This is a genomic window from Pseudoalteromonas sp. NZS100 (assembly GCF_015864815.1).
Classification (GTDB): domain Bacteria; phylum Pseudomonadota; class Gammaproteobacteria; order Enterobacterales; family Alteromonadaceae; genus Pseudoalteromonas; species Pseudoalteromonas distincta.
In genome coordinates this window covers 49,833-68,557 of record NZ_JADYWM010000010.1, presented here as the reverse complement: position 1 = coordinate 68,557, position 18,725 = coordinate 49,833, and the positions used below count along the sequence as shown (strand labels likewise).

The 18,725-nt window shown below is 40.4% G+C and carries 14 protein-coding genes and 1 riboswitch; of the genes, 5 read left to right on the top strand and 9 right to left on the bottom strand.

Going from position 1 to position 18,725, the window contains the following annotated elements; translation table 11 throughout:
- Window positions 1-61 precede the first annotated feature (61 nt).
- From I6E69_RS12030 to I6E69_RS12020, 3 genes are all read right to left on the bottom strand, one after another.
- Window positions 62-2,809, bottom strand: a complete 2,748-nt coding sequence (locus I6E69_RS12030) for a TonB-dependent receptor (protein ID WP_002958813.1) — start codon at window positions 2,807-2,809, stop codon at window positions 62-64.
- Between the two features lie 187 nt (window positions 2,810-2,996).
- Entirely contained in the window at window positions 2,997-3,971 is a 975-nt protein-coding gene (locus I6E69_RS12025) for an aldose epimerase family protein (protein WP_002958812.1), read from the bottom strand.
- A gap of 200 nt (window positions 3,972-4,171) precedes the next feature.
- The gene (locus I6E69_RS12020) at window positions 4,172-4,570 is read right to left on the bottom strand and encodes a thioesterase family protein (RefSeq protein ID WP_197121329.1); all 399 of its coding nucleotides are present in this window, start codon (window positions 4,568-4,570) and stop codon (window positions 4,172-4,174) included.
- 33 nt (window positions 4,571-4,603) lie between these two features.
- Between I6E69_RS12020 and I6E69_RS12015 the strand changes: the two genes are divergently transcribed.
- Entirely contained in the window at window positions 4,604-5,308 is a 705-nt protein-coding gene (locus tag I6E69_RS12015) for a 2OG-Fe(II) oxygenase (protein ID WP_197121328.1), read from the top strand.
- Between the two features lie 20 nt (window positions 5,309-5,328).
- Here I6E69_RS12015 and I6E69_RS12010 read toward each other — a convergent pair whose 3' ends face one another.
- From I6E69_RS12010 to I6E69_RS11985, 6 genes are all read right to left on the bottom strand, one after another.
- Window positions 5,329-6,564 (bottom strand): cysteine desulfurase-like protein, encoded by a 1,236-nt coding sequence (locus I6E69_RS12010; RefSeq protein ID WP_024606516.1) that lies wholly within the window; start codon window positions 6,562-6,564, stop codon window positions 5,329-5,331.
- Between the two features lie 11 nt (window positions 6,565-6,575).
- Entirely contained in the window at window positions 6,576-7,208 is a 633-nt protein-coding gene (locus tag I6E69_RS12005) for a 2OG-Fe dioxygenase family protein (RefSeq protein ID WP_039488617.1), read from the bottom strand.
- 200 nt (window positions 7,209-7,408) lie between these two features.
- Window positions 7,409-10,006, bottom strand: a complete 2,598-nt coding sequence (gene acnB, locus I6E69_RS12000) for a bifunctional aconitate hydratase 2/2-methylisocitrate dehydratase (protein WP_039488618.1) — start codon at window positions 10,004-10,006, stop codon at window positions 7,409-7,411.
- A 291-nt stretch (window positions 10,007-10,297) separates the two neighbouring features.
- Complete coding sequence (locus I6E69_RS11995; protein WP_039488619.1) at window positions 10,298-11,353, bottom strand: OmpA family protein; 1,056 nt, start codon at window positions 11,351-11,353, stop codon at window positions 10,298-10,300.
- 390 nt (window positions 11,354-11,743) lie between these two features.
- Entirely contained in the window at window positions 11,744-13,153 is a 1,410-nt protein-coding gene (locus tag I6E69_RS11990) for a YdiU family protein (RefSeq protein ID WP_197121327.1), read from the bottom strand.
- 8 nt (window positions 13,154-13,161) lie between these two features.
- Window positions 13,162-13,860 (bottom strand): DNA-3-methyladenine glycosylase I, encoded by a 699-nt coding sequence (locus I6E69_RS11985; RefSeq protein ID WP_138489945.1) that lies wholly within the window; start codon window positions 13,858-13,860, stop codon window positions 13,162-13,164.
- Between the two features lie 191 nt (window positions 13,861-14,051).
- A riboswitch (Lysine riboswitch) is annotated at window positions 14,052-14,252 on the top strand.
- A gap of 190 nt (window positions 14,253-14,442) precedes the next feature.
- Between I6E69_RS11985 and dapA the strand changes: the two genes are divergently transcribed.
- The 4 genes from dapA to I6E69_RS11965 are packed head-to-tail and all read left to right on the top strand — an operon-like array spanning window position 14,443 to window position 18,415.
- On the top strand, window positions 14,443-15,327 hold the full coding sequence (gene dapA, locus I6E69_RS11980; protein WP_197121326.1) for a 4-hydroxy-tetrahydrodipicolinate synthase: 885 nt from the start codon (window positions 14,443-14,445) through the stop codon (window positions 15,325-15,327).
- Window positions 15,328-15,342: 15 nt separating this feature from the next.
- Window positions 15,343-16,083 carry a 2,3,4,5-tetrahydropyridine-2,6-dicarboxylate N-succinyltransferase gene (locus I6E69_RS11975; protein WP_002958799.1) on the top strand — a complete coding sequence of 247 codons (741 nt, stop codon included), beginning with the start codon at window positions 15,343-15,345 and terminating at the stop codon, window positions 16,081-16,083.
- The gene (locus I6E69_RS11970) at window positions 16,083-17,288 is read left to right on the top strand and encodes a PLP-dependent decarboxylase (protein ID WP_197121325.1); all 1,206 of its coding nucleotides are present in this window, start codon (window positions 16,083-16,085) and stop codon (window positions 17,286-17,288) included. Before I6E69_RS11975 ends, I6E69_RS11970 begins: the two co-directional genes overlap by 1 nt.
- Before the next feature lie 5 nt (window positions 17,289-17,293).
- On the top strand, window positions 17,294-18,415 hold the full coding sequence (locus tag I6E69_RS11965; RefSeq protein WP_197121324.1) for a succinylglutamate desuccinylase/aspartoacylase family protein: 1,122 nt from the start codon (window positions 17,294-17,296) through the stop codon (window positions 18,413-18,415).
- Window positions 18,416-18,725 lie beyond the last annotated feature (310 nt).

Sequence of the window (18,725 nt, the reverse complement as noted above, 5' to 3'; positions counted from 1 at the left end):
TGGTATTAGCACTAATGTGCTGCAATGAAACAAGAGGCGAGAAGTTCGCCTCAAACATTAATTAAAACGATCCGCGAATACCAAACGCGTAACGTGAGCCATTATCTTCCACTGAATAAATTTGGTTAGCAAAACGACCTGTTTGTACTAACTCTTCCTCAGTGATATTGATGCCTTCTGCAAAAATAGTGAAGTTTTCGTTAATATCGTAGCTTGCACTAATATCCCACTGGCCGTAAGTTTCTACGTTCACTGGTTCACCATTGAAGCCGTTATCAACTAAGCGTAAAAAGCCTTCACGGTTGTTAAATGCAACACGTGCTTGCCAGTTGTCTTGCTCATAAAACAATACTAAGTTTTGTGAATCGCCCAAACCTTCAAGTGCAAATGTTTGAGTTGTATCATCACCTACACTAATGTCGCTATTCACAACAGTCGCATTAGCGATAAAACCAAAGCCATTTTCAAACATGTGAGTAACACCCACTTCGAAGCCGGTTACAGTTGCAGACTCACCATTTTGAGGACGGCTTACAGTGTAAACTTCTGAGCTACCAATAAGTTCGTCATCTGTTTGGTCTGTACATGTAGTACACGCAAAATCAGGGCCCGAACGGTCAGACATTTCGTATGTTTCTGCACCCGTTAACGTAACAATAAAGTCGTCAACTTCTTTACTAAATACCGCAAAGCTAAATAAGTTAGCATCGTTGTAGTACCACTCGTAAGAGATATCCCAGTTTTCTGATTGGAATGGTTTAAGTGCTGGATTACCACCACTTGCCGTTAAGTTTTGACGACGTGGCTCGTTAAAGTTTGTTGCTGGAGATAACTGAGACATAGTTGGACGAGTAATACTATCGTACGCGGCAAAACGTAAAATCATATTATCTTGTAGCTCAAGCTTAACGTTGAAAGACGGTAGTAAGTTTGAGTAGCTAGTACCTTGTTCAATATTAGTCGCAGGGCCAAATACGTTAGCAAACAATGTCGCATCTGACGTTGGTATAACATCGCTAATAAAGCTTTGTATTGCAGCAACTTCAATATCGGTTTCAGAGTAACGAGCACCCATATTAACGGTTACTGGCATATCAGCTAAGTCAAAACCAAGCGTAAAGTCCATGTATAGGCTGGTGATGTCTTCGTTAATTGTGTAACGGTTATTTTGTAGCGTTGGCTCTACTGGAAAACCTTGATCGGCTAAGTAATCAAGCATTTTATCGCCATCGTAGCTATAAAATGTATCGATTAAACCAGGGAAGTAATTACTCGCTGTGTATGCTTCAAAATCAATTTCATCAAGCGGTGCTTGTGTACCGTAACCACAAAATTGACATTGGCTACCAAAAATTTGGAAGCTAGATTTTTCACGCTCTTGGCGATAAGCACCAAAGTTAATACGCTCTACCGGGCCTTTATCTGGCACGTATTCAAAATCGGCTTTTACTTCAGTGATTTCATCTTCATCAGTAAATTGGTTACCAATTTCGTTGTAGTGAAGACGCGCTAGGCTAGGATCTGGCAATGAACCATTTTCAAAGCCATCATGCTGTACGGTAGGAATGCTGCCTGTACCATCAAAAGTATAGCTGTTAATAATACCCACTACGTTAAAACGATCATTACCTGCACGGTCGTTTTCAGCTGTTGAGCGAGATACATCAAATTTTGCTTTTAGTGACTCGTTTACTTGCCAGTCAACATTAATACCAAATGCTTTATTAGTTACATCACGTGAGTTACGTGTATGTGATACAAAATCACTTGCAGGGTCGCCACTTGGCGCGCCTAAGCCAACTTCTTGAGAGAAAGTTAAAAGCGTACCCGTTTCAGCATCAATTGTTGCGCTGCCTACACGGTCTGGTTCAAACCAAGATGCTAAATCACGCACTGACGAATCAACTTCAAATTTTGAAATCATTCCATCAACCGTAATCGTAACATCGTCAGATGGCGCATATTGAAGTACTAAACTTGCGTTTGTACGTTCACGGTCTTGCTCATCAACTACTTGGTCCCAGTTACGTGGAATGTAGGCATTTTCAAACAATACACCATCAGTTGGGTTAGATATTGTTTGGCCACCGCGCCAACCTGCCGTTAAAATTTGGTTGTTTTGAAGTTTACGTTGTTGATTAGTTATGGCAAAAAGCACACCTAGCTTGTCATCGTTAAACGTATTACTTATTAAAAATGATGTTGATGGAGATACTTCTTCAGAAAGGCTTTCGTACATACCTTTAACTGAACCTAAAATATGTAACCCACCAAAATCAAAAGGGCGTGCTGTAGTTACGTTAACCGTACCACCAATGCCGCCTTCTTGAAGCGTTGCTGTATTACTTTTATAAATATCAGCACCGGTGATTTGATCTGCCGCTAATACATCAAAATTAAATTCACGACCTGCACTGTCTGTCGCAATTTGACGACCATTAACAAGTACAGTATTAAATTGTGGACCAAAACCACGAATAGTTACCGCTTGGCCTTCACCACCACTGCGGTCAATTGCCACACCTGTAATACGTTGCAGAGACTCTGCTACGTTTAAATCAGGAAATTTACCAAGATCTTCTGCTTTAATCCCGTCTGTAACAACATTAGATGCTTTTTTATCTAACATTGATGAACGTAAGCTGCTGCGGATACCCGTTACTGCGATAACTTCAACATCTTCATTTACTACTGTAGGCGTATTGCCTTCAGCGCCTTGAGCTGCAACGCTTCCGCTTGCCAATATACCAGTGATAGCAATACTGAGCGCGGTTTTCTTGTTGAACGATAACTTATTGTTAATTATCATTTTTTAAAAACTCCTGATTGTGTGTAGTCGTTGTGTCGTTGTGGTAGTGCGTATAGTTTCAAATACTATTTATATTATAAATACTTTAAACCGGCAAAAAGTGCAACCTTTTCCTTAATTATGGATAGCATTTAATTACCGTATATTTTCTTTTGATTTTCTTTTAATTAACATTAAAGAGCTGTATTCACTCAGAAAAAGCGTAAATAATAACCTGTTCGTATTTCTCTGCTGGCAATAAATTAGCCTTTGGAAAATTTTCACGATTTGGCGCATCTGGCCAATTTTGCGCTTCAAAACACAAAGCTTGCCGTGCTTTAAAAGGCGAACCAACAAAGTTTGCGGTATAAAACTGCATGCCTGGCTGCGTACTTTTAAGGGTTAAACTAACGTTCGTGTGTGGCGAAGTTAATGTAGCCATCGTCTTTAAACTGCTGTCATCATTAAAAATATAGCAGTGATCAAAGCCATTTCCAGCTTCTAGCTGAGGATGAACGGCGCTTAAGGCCTCACCAACTTGAGCTGGCTTAGTAAAGTCAAAGCAGGTACCGCAAACTAAAGCGGCTTCATTAAGTGGAATACTAGTTGTATCAATAGGAAGGTAACGATCGGTATTAATTTGAACAAGATGCTCATTAATTGATTCACTGCCATCAAGATTAAAGTAGCAATGGTTGGTAAAGTTAACGAGCGTTTCTTTATTGGTTATCGCTTTAAAGTGCAGAGTAAGCTCGCCGTTTTTAGCGCTAATAGTTTGCCAAACCTGCAACTCACCGGGGAAACCTTGTTCTCCGTCGGGCGAGCAATAATAAAGCTCAACTTCACTTTCAGTTTGTTTAGTTACTTGCCAAAGTACTTTATTAAAACCTTTAACACCGCCATGTAGGCTATTAGGACCGTTATTTGCCTCTAGTTGATACTGCGTACCAGATAAGCTAAAACGCCCCTTTGCAATACGATTAGCGTATCGACCTACTGTAGCGCCTAAGTAAAATGGGTTTTCAAGATAGTATTGAGGATCATCGACGCTAAGCGTCATTTCTTGTTTTTTAAATTTAATGCTTTTTATTATTGCGCCAAACGGCAAAATTTCAGCTGCTAAATTCTCACCATCACTGAGCTGAATAACTTGTAAAGGCTGGTTACTGGCAATAGATGTCACACGCATACTCCAATCAAATTACCGAATTAACATTTTGTGTTATAACGGCGCAACAATATATAATATAAATAGTATATAATTGAAGCCTGCAACTCAATCTAAATGCGTTAAAAAATCACGACAAAAATTTACAGCTGCCATTATTTATTTACACTAATCCAGCTCAGCATGAGCTTATATAAAATATAAGCTTTGTAAGGTTAACTGCCTTGGTAAAAATGCTCGTTAAGCGCTGCTTTTTCGTCAATGCTAAGCGCTTGCTTTGATTTAGCAATAAAGTCGTACCTCACCATCACAGCTTTGCCTATTGCGCAGCATTTATCGTGTTGCCATGCTTCTTGCCTAAGCGTAAAAGAACTAGTCCCTATATGCTCTACAGAGGTTTTTACGGTCACTTCGTGGCCATAAAATAATTCGCCTACAAACGACACCTCAACTTTGGCGATAATCAATTTCCAATCATGTGGATTTAAGTCCGGTGTAAAAAACTTAAAAATAGGTCCACGCGCGACTTCAAACCATACAGGGAGTACGGTATTGTTGATGTGTCCGAGTGCATCTGTTTCGCTAAAGCGCGGCATCACTTTTTCAATAAACATAAAAATCCAATAATAATTATATAAAGGTAAACCATGACGGACTTTATACGCGTTATTGATAACGCATTAAGCGATGAGTTTTGCGATGAATTTATTTCCACATTCGCGCAAAGCCCGCATGTAAGACAAGGGGTAACATCGGGCGGTGTCGACTTAAAGAAAAAAGACAGCCACGACCTGCACTTAAATAATCACCCCGAATATGCACAACAATTAAAACATATACAACAAACGACTGCACAGCATGTTTTTAAGTATGTTGAAGAGCATATTTTTATGATGATTGGGGCATTTGGCTTAAAGGTTTATCATCCAAAAACAGGTGAGGTAGTCGATTTAACCCAAGAGAATTTTGAAGAAGTGGGTAAACCGCAATTACCCGTTTTAGTTCAGCAAATTTTTAGACTCGGTAACATTCAAGCGCAAAAATACGAAGTAAACAAAGGTGGCTACCCTTACTGGCACAGTGAAGTTTATCCGCAGCTACAGCACAATGAAGCTTTGCATCGCGTGTTGTTATTTATGTTTTACTTAAACGATGTAGAAGAAGGTGGTGAAACAGAGTTTTATTATCAAAACCGTAAAATCGCCCCTAAAAAAGGCACTATGGTAATAGCACCTGGCTACTTTACACATACTCATAGAGGCAATAAGCCAGTATCAAACGATAAGTATATTTTAACCTCGTGGGTATTGTTTAACCGTGCAGAACAAATATATGGTGCGCCTAAGAGTTAGCGCACCAAAATCAGTATTATTTAACCGAGCAGTTCATCAAATAAATTAAACAACTGATCTAGCTCTTCAATGGTGTTGTAGTGCATACAACCAATGCGCACTACGCCGCCTTTATCAAGCACATCTAATTGCTTGCACAACCCTTGCGCGTAAAAATTACCATCCCACACGCAAATATGCTGCTTACCTAGAAATTCTGAAACGGCGCGTGGCTCAAGCCCTTCAAAAATTAAAGCAAAAGTAGGTGTACGCTCATTAAGGCGATCAAAATCATCAATACCAAATAACTTAATACGTGGATAATTAACTAAGCGCGTTAAAAAGTGTTCGCTAAGCGCCATTTCGTGCTGCTTAGTTTTAGCAAAAGCAACGCTTAACTTTTCGCGACGTGAGTGGCTATCGTCAAGTTCGCTAATCGCCGCAATGTAATCAACAGCTGCGATAAAACCAGCCATTGCTTCAAAGCTTTGCGTGCCGGTTTCCCAGCGACCTGGTGCTACGTCTTTAGCTGGCTCAACCTTGTAAGGCGTAAACCCGTCTAAATGTTCTTTTTTACCATAAACCATACCTAAATGCGGGCCAAAAAACTTATACGCAGAGCACGCTAAAAAGTCGCAATCAAGTGCTTGTACGTCAACAAGTTCATGCGGTGCATAGTGTACGGCATCAACATAAACAAGTGCACCTACAGCGTGAGCAAGCTCTACAATACGTTTGATATTGTTAATTGAACCTGTGGTATTTGACGCATACGTTACCGCTACAAGCTTAGTGTTGCTGTTTAATAAGCTTTCAAATTGCACCATATCTAAGCTGCAATCAGCTTCATTAATTAAAGCCGTATTGACTTTAACGCCTTTATCTTCTGCAGCTTGTTGCCACGACGATACATTCGAGAAGTGATCGGCATTGGTTACAATTATTTCATCGCCAGCCTGCCAGTCGCGTGAAATTGCACGGCTAAAACTAAACGTAAGGCTGGTCATGTTTGGACCAAACACAATTTGTTGTGAGCTAGGTGCATTAAGTAAGTCAGCGGCGGCTTGGCGCGCATTCGCCATCAACTCAACCGTTTTATCACTTGAAAAAAACGCGCCACCTAAGTTCGAATTATAATGACCTAAATAAGCTGTCATCGCAGTAAGCACCGATGTTGGTACCTGCGAGCCACCTGGTCCGTCTAAAAATATTGGCGATTTACCATCAACGTTCTGCATTAATGCTGGAAACTGCTCACGTAATTGCGTTATGTTCATGCCTAACTTCCTTAAGACGTTAATACAAAACAATCCAGGTAACCTGGTTTGCTAGCATCAATTTTGTTCATAGGTGTTGCGTTATGCCACACTTGACGGTCGTTTATTAATGCAAACATGCCGTCTTTTATTTCCATTTTAAAACAAGGCTCAGCTTGCTTGTTTTCGTATACAAGCAGTTCGCCACCTTCTAAGTTCTCGTGAGAAACACCGCATATACATACATGGTCAAAACCATCTTGATGCACGCCTTCTGGCGCTGCAGGTGTATCGCTATCGATGGCAAGCATACGGAACTGATGAATTTCAATATTACGCTGCTCATCAATACCGGTAAGTTGGCGAAACTCATTTACAATGCTTTTCATGCCCTCTGACTCAAGTAAACTTTGCTCTAAATTTTCGTAAGTACGCTCTACATTACCTTGAAAAGTATTAATTGAATCATCTTGAACAAATGCTTTGGCTTGCTGTAGCTTTATTTCACCATTTTGCATTTTTACTACTGAATAACGACGTTTACGAAAGGCACCATCTGCATAAAGGTTTGCAGGAAGGTTATCAAAAGAAGGTTTAACCAAATCAATATTTGCTTGGTTAACAAAACGTAGTTGCAATAAATTCTGGTTGTTTAATGCTGTCATAAAATCTCGCCTAAAATAATGAGAATATTGATAAGGATTTTAATGCATTTTGATAGGAATTTTTGCGCGATTAATTACTTTAAAAGCAATTTAAGACTAGAGTTAATACAATAATACAAAAAAAGAAGCATGAACTATCTAATATTTGTTTTAGCCAATAAAAAACCCGCCGAAGCGGGTTTTTAAACAAACTCTAAAAGTTATACAGCTTGTTGAATAATCACGTTGTCTGCTTTTTTAGTGTAAGCAGGCATACGGTGGAAGTTTAAGTAACGGTAAGTATCTGCAGCCGTTGCATTAATCTTCGCTGCGTATTCTTGGTACTCAGCTGGAGTAGGTAGTTTACCTAAAATAGCCGCTACTGCAGCAAGTTCTGCTGAAGCTAAGAATACGTTCGCGCCATTACCTAAACGGTTAGGGAAGTTACGTGTAGAGGTAGACACAACCGTTGCTTTGTCTGCAACGCGTGCTTGGTTACCCATACATAGTGAACAACCTGGAGTTTCGATACGTGCACCTACACGACCAAAGATACCGTAGTAACCTTCGTCTGTAAGCTGATCTTTATCCATCTTAGTTGGCGGGGCAACCCAAAGCTGAGTTGGGATACGACCTTTAAAGCCATCTAGTAACTTACCTGCTGCACGGAAGTGACCGATGTTAGTCATACAAGAACCGATGAATACTTCGTCGATTTTCTCGCCAGTAACATCAGATAATAAACGTGCATCATCAGGGTCATTTGGAGCACAAAGGATTGGCTCTTTAATATCTGCTAAATCGATTTCAAGTACATGTTTGTACTCTGCATCAGCGTCAGCTTCCATTAGTTCTGGGTTAGCTAACCAATCTTGCATTGCAGTAATACGACGCTCAATAGTACGTACATCGCCGTAACCTTCAGAGATCATCCATTTAAGCATAACAATGTTTGATTCTAGGTATTCTGCGATAGACTCTTTAGAAAGTTTAACCGCACAACCTGCTGCAGAACGCTCTGCAGATGCATCTGATAGTTCGAACGCTTGCTCAACAGTTAGGTGTTCAACGCCTTCAATTTCTAGTACACGACCAGAGAATTCGTTAATTTTACCTTTTTTCTCAACTGTTAATAAACCTTCTTTAATACCGAAGTAAGGGATTGCATGTACAAGGTCACGTAAAGTGATACCTGGTTGCATTTCACCTTTAAAGCGAACCAAAATTGACTCAGGCATATCAAGAGGCATAACACCTGTAGCTGCTGCGAATGCTACTGCACCCGAACCTGCTGGGAATGAAATACCTAATGGGAAACGTGTATGTGAATCACCACCAGTACCTACAGTATCTGGTAATAACATACGGTTTAACCATGAGTGAATTACACCATCACCTGGGCGAAGTGACACACCGCCACGGTTCATGATGAAATCAGGAAGCGTATGGTGAGTGTTTACATCGATTGGTTTAGGGTAAGCCGACGTATGACAGAAAGACTGCATTGTTAAATCTGCAGAAAAACCTAAACATGCTAAGTCTTTAAGTTCGTCACGTGTCATAGGACCTGTTGTATCTTGCGAGCCAACAGTTGTCATTTTAGGTTCACAGTATTGGCCTGGGCGAATACCTGGAACGTTACACGCTTTACCAACCATTTTTTGCGCTAGTGTGAAGCCTTTTTCAGAAACTTCTGTCACTGTTGGTACTTTAAATACATCAGTTGGACCTAGGCCAAGTGATGTACGTGCTTTGTCAGTTAAACCACGACCAATGATAAGTGGTATACGACCACCAGCACGAACTTCATCTAAAATTACATCAGATTTAAGTTCAAAAGTTGAGATTACTTTGTCAGTACCGTGGCTCTTAACAACACCTTCGTACGGGTAAATATCGATTTGCTCACCCATGTTAAGCTCATCAACATTTAATTCGATTGGTAATGCACCTGAATCTTCCATTGTATTGAAGAAGATTGGAGCAATTTTATTACCTAGACATACACCGCCAACACGCTTGTTTGGTACGAATGGGATATCATCGCCCATGAACCAAAGTACAGAGTTAGTTGCAGACTTACGAGAAGAACCAGTACCAACAACATCACCTACATATGCAAGTGGTAAGCCTTTAGTTTTTAATTCTTCAAGCTGAGAGATTGGACCTACTTCGCCTGGCTTGTCTGGTGTAATTCCATCACGTTCAATTTTTAGCATTGCTAAAGCATGAAGTGGGATATCTGGACGAGACCATGCATCTGGTGCTGGTGATAAGTCATCAGTATTTGTCTCGCCAGTCACTTTAAATACAGTAACTGAGATCTTTTCAGCAACAGCTGGCTTATTAGTAAACCATTCTGCATTTGCCCAAGACTCAATAATTTGCTTAGCGAATGTATTACCCGCTTTTGCTTTTTCTTCAACATCGTAGAACGCATCAAACATAAGTAATGTATTTGAAAGGCCTTTAACTACGATTGGTGCAAGTGTTTCGTCATCAAGTAGGTCAATCATTGGCGCGATATTGTAACCGCCCAGCATTGTACCTAATAATTCTGCCGCTTTTTCTTTAGAAACAAGTGGAGAATTAGCTTCACCTTTAGCTACAGCTGCTAAAAATCCCGCTTTAATATAAGCAGCATCATCAACACCAGCTGGTATACGCTGAATGAACAAATCTAAAATGAATTCTTCTTCACCTGCAGGTGGGTTTTTTATTAATTCAATAAGATCAGCAGTTTGCTGAGCATCTAATGGCGCTGGTACGATACCTAACGCGGCACGTTCTTCTACGTGTTTACGATATTCTTGTAGCACAATATTGCCCTCTTGGTGACGTGAAAGTATCCGGTAGCGCTTTGGGCGCAAATAAGTTACCCAATACTTATAGTATTCTAACGCGTAATTATAAAGCTTTTATGGATAGATGAAAATCCATCCAGTTGCGCAACTGATTATACCGATTATAAATACTATGAATAGTGGTTGTGGTAAAAACTATTTTCATGAATACTTGTTAAGTAAGAATCATTACCATTAACTAGTATTAATTTATTACAGGCATAAAAAACCCAGCACTTGGCTGGGTTTTTATTACAAACTATTTAATTAACGTAAAACTTTAACGTTTTTGATAGTTTTGATATGCGCTTCTACACGACGGTTTTCTGCGTTTGCAGCTTTAGTGTTTGCATCATTTTTAAGACGCTCTTCACCTAAACCAACTGTAGTAATACGATCTTCAGCAATACCATCAGCAACAAGTTGCTTAGCTACAGCATCAGCACGTTTTTTAGATAACCATTTGTTGTAAGTTGCTTTACCTACAGCAGAAGTGTGACCTTCTAATAGTACTGTTGTATCTGGGTACTCTTTTAAGAATGCAGATACTTTTTCAATATCATTTAAGTATTGAGTAGATACTGCAGAAGCATTGTTAGGGAAAGTCACTAATAAGCTTACTGTTACTTCTTTATCTTCATATAAAGTACAACCAGTACCATCTACAGCATCAGTCATAGGTGTGTTAGGACACTTATCATCTGTATCAGCAATATTATCGTTATCGCTGTCTGCAGGGGCTACAGCTACTTCAACAACTTCAGGAGCAGGTTTAACTTGCTCAACCGGTGCAGAGTTTTGGCCAAATAAGTAGTTAATACCAATTTTAGCGCCAACATCTGTATAACCACGGTCAAGACCTTGATATACAGCTGTTTCAGCATTTACAAATAAGCCATCTGTAATGAAATGCTGGTAACCAACACCTGCATTTAAGAATGTGTTGTCATCAACTACGTCAATTTCTTTAATACCGAAAAGACCATAGAAAGGACCGCCGTCTAAATGGTAAAGAGCATCAATACCGTAACGCTCGCCATCAATATTGTTACGGTTGCCAGCAACTTTATCAAAAGCATTAAAATCCATGTCTGCATATTCAAGACGTGCGCTCCAGTAATCACTGAAACGGTAACCAGCTTCAACACCCCAGCCAGTTGATTCGTTTACGTCAAGACCGGCTTGATCACGCATGTTTTTCCAAGATGCGTCATAGTAGTCACCAAATGCGCCAATGTAGAAACCTTCTTCTTTATCAGCAGCGAATGTAGATGCGCTAGTTGCAGCCAACGCGATTGCAATTGTAAGTGTTTTTAATTTCATTGTTTTCTTCCCATTTGAACAATTTTAAATTGTAGCTAATCGATACTAGCTCAATCAGTTTTATATAGACTAACTGAGCCTTTGTTAATCAATACTTAACGAAAAATAAAGTTTATAACTTTTTTTCTATGCCTTGTCACAACACACATCCACTTACTATAGGCGAAATTAAAACTTTATTGAAAAATAAATATAGTAGTTTTTGTAAATTAGTACTTAGCAAGGAATGTAAGAGCAATTAAATTGAATGCACTTATAAATGCAAAGAAATATTGCTTAGTTTTAATTGTGCGCATAATACCACCAGAATTAGCATTCCCCTAGGTATATGCGCATGTTTGATTAAAAAATGACTCTTTTTAATCATGTGGTTATATTTAAAGTTAAGTATTAAGTACCACAAAAAGTCTGGTAGTCATTATCATTCGTCGGTGGAGAGCAAAACTCTGATAACTCTTCACTGTTAGAATATGGATTCCCAGCTATTTTTATAAAGCGCTGTAGTAACTCGCTAGATCCTGTAGCGTTATATTGTGCAATTATTTCTTCGATCACATGATTACGCGGTATAACACGAGGATTTGCCGCTCTCATTACTTCATAACTATTATCGTCAGTTAAACTTACCCACCTAGCTCTCCATTCAATTAGCGACTCAGGTACGCTTTTTTCTCCTTTTAAGGATTCAGTAAGCGCATCAAAGGTATTGGTGTAATCGAGCTGATTATCTTTTAATAGCGTTAACAACTCTGCTATTAACTCGCCACTACTATCGCTAGATTCATTTAAACCCAGTTTTTGTGCCCACATAGCCGTAAACTCAGTATTAAACTGCTCAGCAAAACTATTAATAAATGGCGTCATTAATGAAACCGCTTGCTCGTCATCATCGCTAATAAGCGGTATTAAGCTCTCAGCTAAGCGTGCGCAGTTCCAGTTAGCTATATTAGGTTGATTACCGAATGCATAGCGGCCTTGTTTGTCTATAGAGCTAAATACGGTATCAAAATCAAAGCTATTCATCATGGCACACGGGCCGTAATCAATGGTCTCTCCGCTAACTAGCGTATTATCTGTATTCATTACTCCGTGAATAAAGCCAACACGCATCCAGCTCACAACTAGCTTAACTTGGTTTTTAATCACAGCGCCTAAAAATGCTAAATATCGCTGCGAACCTGTATCGGTTATTTCTGGGTAGTGACGCTCTATAGCTAAATCGGCTAAATTTTTAAGCCCTTCAACATCGCCTTGCGTCGCTAAATATTGAAACGAGCCAACACGAATATGGCTAGTTGCTACACGCGTAACGATAGCCCCAGCTTGTGGCGGATTACGATAAACCGTTTCACCACTACCAACAACCGCTAAGCAGCGTGTGGTTTTAACTCCCAGTGCATGCATTGCCTCGCTCATTACGTATTCACGAATAGCAGGGCCAAGTGCGCAACGTCCATCCCCACCTCTTGAGTAAGGAGTAGCACCAGAGCCTTTTAATTGAATATCCCATAACTGGTTTTCATCATCACTAATAGCGCCCAGTAAGTGCGCTCGTCCATCGCCTAAGCGTGGTGAAAAATGTCCAAATTGGTGCCCAGAGTAACCAAGTGCTACTGCAGGAATCGCCTGTTTTTCGTTACCGCTAAAAGTGCTGGCACGCAAATCAGCCGCAACGTTAATATTAAATTGTTTTGCTAAACTCTCGTTCCACAGCAATAACTGAGGAGAGGCGACACTTGCAGGGAAATCTTCTATCGCGAAGTTTTCCGCAACATCTGTGTATCTTGGCACTAATTTCATGGTAATTCCTATTGTTGCTGACTTATACCAACACGGTTGTCACCTACGCCATAAGCAACAATTAAGCTTAACTCTTGCATACTTAAGCCGCTTTGCTTTTGCATTTCGTTAAAAAAAGCTTGGGCTGCATTTAGTGACTTTTTAGTTTGTAAGCCGCCGTCTATAATTTTATGGGCACGCAAATAATTCTCTACATCGCGTGATAGTAAAAATGTATCTTTACCAAGTGCTCGCAACGCGTAAGGCCCTGTATTTCCGCCTAAACGCGAACCATGTTTTTTTAAATACGCCCACAAACCAATAATATCGTCTGTTGGCCAATTAGCGATAAACTGACTAAAACTGCCATGTTCCCCTGCTATTTCGTGGATCATGTAAGCATTTTCGGTAATTGTTTTTACTTTTTTATAGTTACGAACAATGCGCTCATCCGTTGCTTTTTGTTCCAGCATATCGGGTGGCATCATTAATAACTTATCAACGCTAAAATCCCAAAAAACCTCTCTAAAGCCTGCCCACTTATTATTTATGACTGACCAATAAAAGCCGCTTTGAAATACTTTTCGAGTAAATTCTTCAAGCCAATCGTCGTCACTTAACGTGCTTAGTTGTTTTTTAGATAGCGGTTTTGCAAGTAATAACTTAAGCATTTTTTCAGAGCCTTTTCGCTCTACCGCTCGCTTATAAATATCGCTAAATTTTTCCATACTAATTAAATACCTCACTACTTATATTGCTAGTGTACGAGAAAAGCACCTAATACGTAACCACCCCTCTTTTCGATGAATTAATCTGTATTTAGTCGCTTGACACCTAGACGGCTAAAATGCTTTAATCGCCGTAATTACCCTATTTAAATTGCACAGGTTTGTAAGTTTTACCCTACAAACAGGTGCAAAGGGCTAGAAGAGGTGCGTTATTCAGGTAGCGTATGTTAGGAGCGCAAACTCCAGTAAGCATACGTGAGGGGAATTAACGCCGAGAAGTAACCACTTTTGCGAGGTGTTTATTTCGGGCGACTAGGTTGAACCCTAGCGACTGTCACCAATAGCTGCTTATAAAAAGCAGCTTGTTAGTTTGGTGGAGAGCTTCTGGTCTTAAATATTAAGGCCGTGCGCCCTATTATTTTAAGCCCATTCGCTCTTCGAATTATTAGTTCGAACGACGTTAATGCGGCTCCTTCCATAAAGCTTTTTGACTCTTCGAATAATACCAATTGCATTAAATTAGTTATCGCTTAAATGATCACGTTTTTAATAAAGTTGGTACAAATTATAAGTTCGTGAGAGATGATCAACAACTTCAATTTAAACGACTACTCACTGTGGACCGCGCTCGTTACGCCATTTGATCAACACGGCGATGTTGACTACAACACGTTAACTAAGCTGGTTAGCGATCAAGAAGCGGCACATAACGGTATTTTGCTACTTGGCAGTACGGGCGAAGGTTTAGCACTAACGCTAAAAGAGCAACAAGCCATTGTTGAACACGTATGCCAGCTAAAACCAACAGTACCACTCATGGTTGCTGTGGGCGGTAGTAACTTAAAGCAACAAATTGAGTGGGTTAACTACTGTAATACACTACCAATTCATAGCTTTTTACTTGGCTCACCGCTTTATGCAAAGCCTGGTGCTATAGGTCAAACTCATTGGTTTGAAAGCCTACTAAATGCAAGCGCTCACCCATGTATGCTTTATAACGTACCGGGTCGAAGCGCTGTTAGCATCCCAGTGGCAACAATTCAAAACTTACAAAACAATAAAAATTTATGGGCGTTAAAAGAAGCGAGCGGCAGTATTGCTCAGTTTGAAGCTTACCGCCAAGCGGCGCCTAATTTAGCTATTTTTAGTGGCGACGATGCGCTAATGCCTTATTTTGCTCAAGCTGGCGCAAAAGGTTTGGTGTCGGTAGCTGCAAACGCATGGCCTGAACAAACTCACGAGTTTGTTAAGCGCAGTTTAAGTGGTCAACACCCTAATTTATTTGCCCAGTGGTCAAGCGCTATTAATAGCCTATTTGCTGTCGCAAACCCTATTCCCGTAAAGGTACTAATGCATTTGCAAGGCCGCTTAAGCAGCCCGCAACTTCGTCCACCTTTAACACATCTTGAGTTAACTCAAACCGATTGCATCGCAACTGCAAACAACACCATTTTATCTTGGCATTAAATACAGGTTTTTATAATGAGCTGGTTAGAACTATTAAATAATTTAGAATCGGGCGCAGTACGCGCAGCATCACAAAACGAAAGCGGCCAATGGCAAGCTAACGTAGAAGTAAAGCAAGGCATTTTAGAAGCCTTTAAAAATGGCACTAATACTGAGTTTGCAGGCGGCTTTGTTGATAAACATAACTTAGCTCCGCAAGAATTTAGTACTGATGATGGCGTTCGTATGGTGCCAGGTGGCTCAAGTGTTCGCCGTGGTGCTTATGTTGCTAAAGGCACGATTATTATGCCACCAGCGTATGTAAACATTGGTGCATATATCGACGAAGGCACAATGGTAGATAGCCACGCATTAGTGGGTTCGTGTGCACAAGTAGGTAAAAACGTACATTTAAGTGCTGCAGTTCAGCTTGGTGGTGTACTTGAGCCAATTGGTGCAAGCCCAGTAGTGGTTGAAGATGACGCCTTTATTGGCGCTGGCTGTATTATTGTTGAAGGCGTAGTCATAAAAAAAGGCGCAGTACTTGCCCCAGGCGTGCGTTTATCAGCAACTATTCCGGTATACGACTGCGTAAACGAGCGCCAACTAGATAAAGGCGAGCCAATCCCAGAGTACGCGATTGTAATACCGGGCTCTCGCCCTGCGTCAAACGAATGGGCGCGCGAGCAAGGCCTAAGCATGTCGTGTGCGTTAATAGTTAAATACCGCGACGAGAAAAGCGATGCATCGTTATTGCTTGAAGAGGTTTTACGATAATGAGCTTTTTGAGCACGCCTATCAAAACCGCTGTAAATACTATTACACAACAACTTGATACACCTTTTTTTGTTTACGACTTAGATCAACTAAACACGCATCTTGCGCGTTTAGTTGCGCAAACCGATGTAAAGCTGTGGTACGCGGTAAAAGCAAACCCACTGTCTAAAATTATTCAAAGCTTAGACAGTGCTGGCTTTAATTTTGACGTAGCAAGTAAAGGTGAGCTTGAGCAAGTACTCGCACAAGGTATTAGCTCGCAGCGCGTGCTCAACACAGGGCCTGCAAAAAGCCCTAAACAAATTAAACACTTTATTGAGCGCGGCGTGCGTATATTCGTAGCAGAAAGCCTCAATCAAGTACGTTGGTTAAACCAACAAGCACAACTACAAAACACGCAGTTACAAGTATTACTGCGAGTGCAATTACGTTGGCCTGAAGGTGAAAAAAACCCTCTGGGCGGCGATAGCCTTACGCCGTTTGGTATGGGTTGTGATGAGTGGCAAGCACTCAATGTAGCTGACTACCCTGCACTTAAATTTGACGGCCTGCATATTTTTCAGTGGGGCAACATGCTTAGCACGCAAAAGCTAAGCGATTTGTGGTCACAAATGATTGCACCTCTTAGCCAACTTGCCAGCGATTTAAATATTAGCCTTAAGATTTTAGATTTAGGTGGTGGTTTAGGTATTCCTTATACACAAAACGAAGCAACACTTGATTGGGATGACTTAATTGCTGCGCTCGCTAAAATTAAAAATGATGCGGGTGTAGAAGAATTATGGATGGAACTTGGTCGCTATGCCGTTGGCGAATGCGGTCATTACGCAAACCCAGTAGTAGAGCGCAAACAAAACTACAATCAAGAACAAGTAATTTTAAGCGGCGGTATAAATCACTTATTACGCCCTGCTGTTACCAGCCAAGACTTTCCTGCTGCATTACTGCGTGAATCCAGTGCTAAAACTCAAGCGGTCACTTTATACGGCCCACTTTGTACAGCGCTTGATTGCTTTGGTGAACATAACTTACCAAGCGATTTAAATGAGCACGACTGGCTAGTGTTTAGCCAATGCGGTGCTTACGGCTTTACCGAAAGTATGCCGTATTTTTTATGCCATGAGCTAGCTGCTGAGTACACCTTGCAAAACGGTACACTTACCTGTGTTCGCCAAGCCGAAAATGCCAGCCATTATTTAAGGTAACAAGTATGAGTAATACAACACACATTAGCCAAGAGAACATTGTAGTAGGGGAAGTTGCAAACGGCTTACCGCTTACAATTCCTGTGTATCGTTTAAAAGGCGATGGCACAGGGCCAAGTGTTTACATTCAGGCCAATATGCATGGCGCTGAAGTGCAAGGTAACGCAGTTATTTTTCAGCTGCTTGAGCAATTAAAACACCTTAACCTTAGTGGCGATATTACCCTTGTACCTTATGCCAATCCGATTGGTTGTAATCAAAAATCTGGCGAGTTTACCCTTGGCAGGTTCGATCCGATTACGGGCACTAATTGGAATCGCATGTATCACTACAATAAAAATTTAGTGGCACAGTTTGCACAAAATCATACTCAGTATGACGACGCTACATTAAAAAGTAACTTCAAACAGGCACTTATTGACGAAGTAGACAGCAAACTTAACGGCCCTGCTTATTTACTCAATACGGGTAAACGCATTGCGCTTAACTTACAAAAGCTCGCTCATCAGGCTGATATAGTACTCGATTTACACACAGGCCCTATTTCAAGCAAGCATCTGTACTGCCCAACCTATGCAACCGACAGCGCACGTTACTTTAATATTGAACATGTATTGCTTATTCCTAGTGATTTTGACGGCGCTATGGATGAAGCTAACTTTTGCCCATGGTGGCATTTAAGTGATGCGCTTAGCGGACAAGGTCGCGAATTATCAATACCTGTAGAAGCATTTACTGTAGAGCTAGGCAGCCAAGAAAAAATAGACTTAAAAGAAGCATTAAACGATGCAAACAGCATTTTAAGTTACTTAAATCACAAAGGCGTATTACAAAACGCACCGCATACGCCAGCTAATATCACTCGTTATGCATGTAACTTAGATGACTACTTTGCCTATTATGCCCCTATTGGCGGCATGGTTGAATACTTAGCCCCACTTGGCGGGCACATTAAAGCTGGTGAGCCTATTGCCAATATTTTACGCATGGAGCGCTACTTAAGTGAGCAACCACTGCAAACACTTACTCTTGATTGCGATGCAATTGCTATTTTGCACTTTGCCTCAGCGAGTGTTAATCAAGGTACCGAGCTTTATAAGTTTTTTACTAACATATTTGAGCTTTAGCTCACCCTTCTCATTGCGTGAGAGTAATACCAATTGCATTAAATTAGTGATCTATTATAGCGATAAGGAAATAGCTTAATAACAAGGCTAATATTATGGTACATAGTTGTTCTATATAAATAATTTTTAACGTAGTTAGTGAGTTATTTAATACGCTAGAATGATCATGTTTTTAATAAAATTGGTATAAATTAACTAAAATAGTTAATTTGCATTAGAAAAGCGGCTTAGGCCGCTTTTCTTTTGATCTATACTTACTTTGTATACGTATAGACCTTGTTATAAATGCAAATTCAGTAAAAGTTCACCG

What these genes read in the sequence shown, in the direction of transcription:
- I6E69_RS12030 (WP_002958813.1), bottom strand. Translation starts at nt 2,809, where the DNA reads ATGATAATTAACAATAAGTTATCGTTCAACAAGAAAACCGCGCTCAGT.
- dapA (WP_197121326.1), top strand. Translation starts at nt 14,443, where the DNA reads ATGATCAACAACTTCAATTTAAACGACTACTCACTGTGGACCGCGCTC.
- I6E69_RS11970 (WP_197121325.1), top strand. Translation starts at nt 16,083, where the DNA reads ATGAGCTTTTTGAGCACGCCTATCAAAACCGCTGTAAATACTATTACA.
- I6E69_RS11965 (WP_197121324.1), top strand. Translation starts at nt 17,294, where the DNA reads ATGAGTAATACAACACACATTAGCCAAGAGAACATTGTAGTAGGGGAA.
- I6E69_RS12020 (WP_197121329.1), bottom strand. Translation starts at nt 4,570, where the DNA reads ATGTTTATTGAAAAAGTGATGCCGCGCTTTAGCGAAACAGATGCACTC.
- I6E69_RS12005 (WP_039488617.1), bottom strand. Translation starts at nt 7,208, where the DNA reads ATGACAGCATTAAACAACCAGAATTTATTGCAACTACGTTTTGTTAAC.
- I6E69_RS11975 (WP_002958799.1), top strand. Translation starts at nt 15,343, where the DNA reads ATGAGCTGGTTAGAACTATTAAATAATTTAGAATCGGGCGCAGTACGC.
- I6E69_RS12015 (WP_197121328.1), top strand. Translation starts at nt 4,604, where the DNA reads ATGACGGACTTTATACGCGTTATTGATAACGCATTAAGCGATGAGTTT.
- I6E69_RS12010 (WP_024606516.1), bottom strand. Translation starts at nt 6,564, where the DNA reads ATGAACATAACGCAATTACGTGAGCAGTTTCCAGCATTAATGCAGAAC.
- I6E69_RS11995 (WP_039488619.1), bottom strand. Translation starts at nt 11,353, where the DNA reads ATGAAATTAAAAACACTTACAATTGCAATCGCGTTGGCTGCAACTAGC.
- I6E69_RS11990 (WP_197121327.1), bottom strand. Translation starts at nt 13,153, where the DNA reads ATGAAATTAGTGCCAAGATACACAGATGTTGCGGAAAACTTCGCGATA.
- I6E69_RS11985 (WP_138489945.1), bottom strand. Translation starts at nt 13,860, where the DNA reads ATGGAAAAATTTAGCGATATTTATAAGCGAGCGGTAGAGCGAAAAGGC.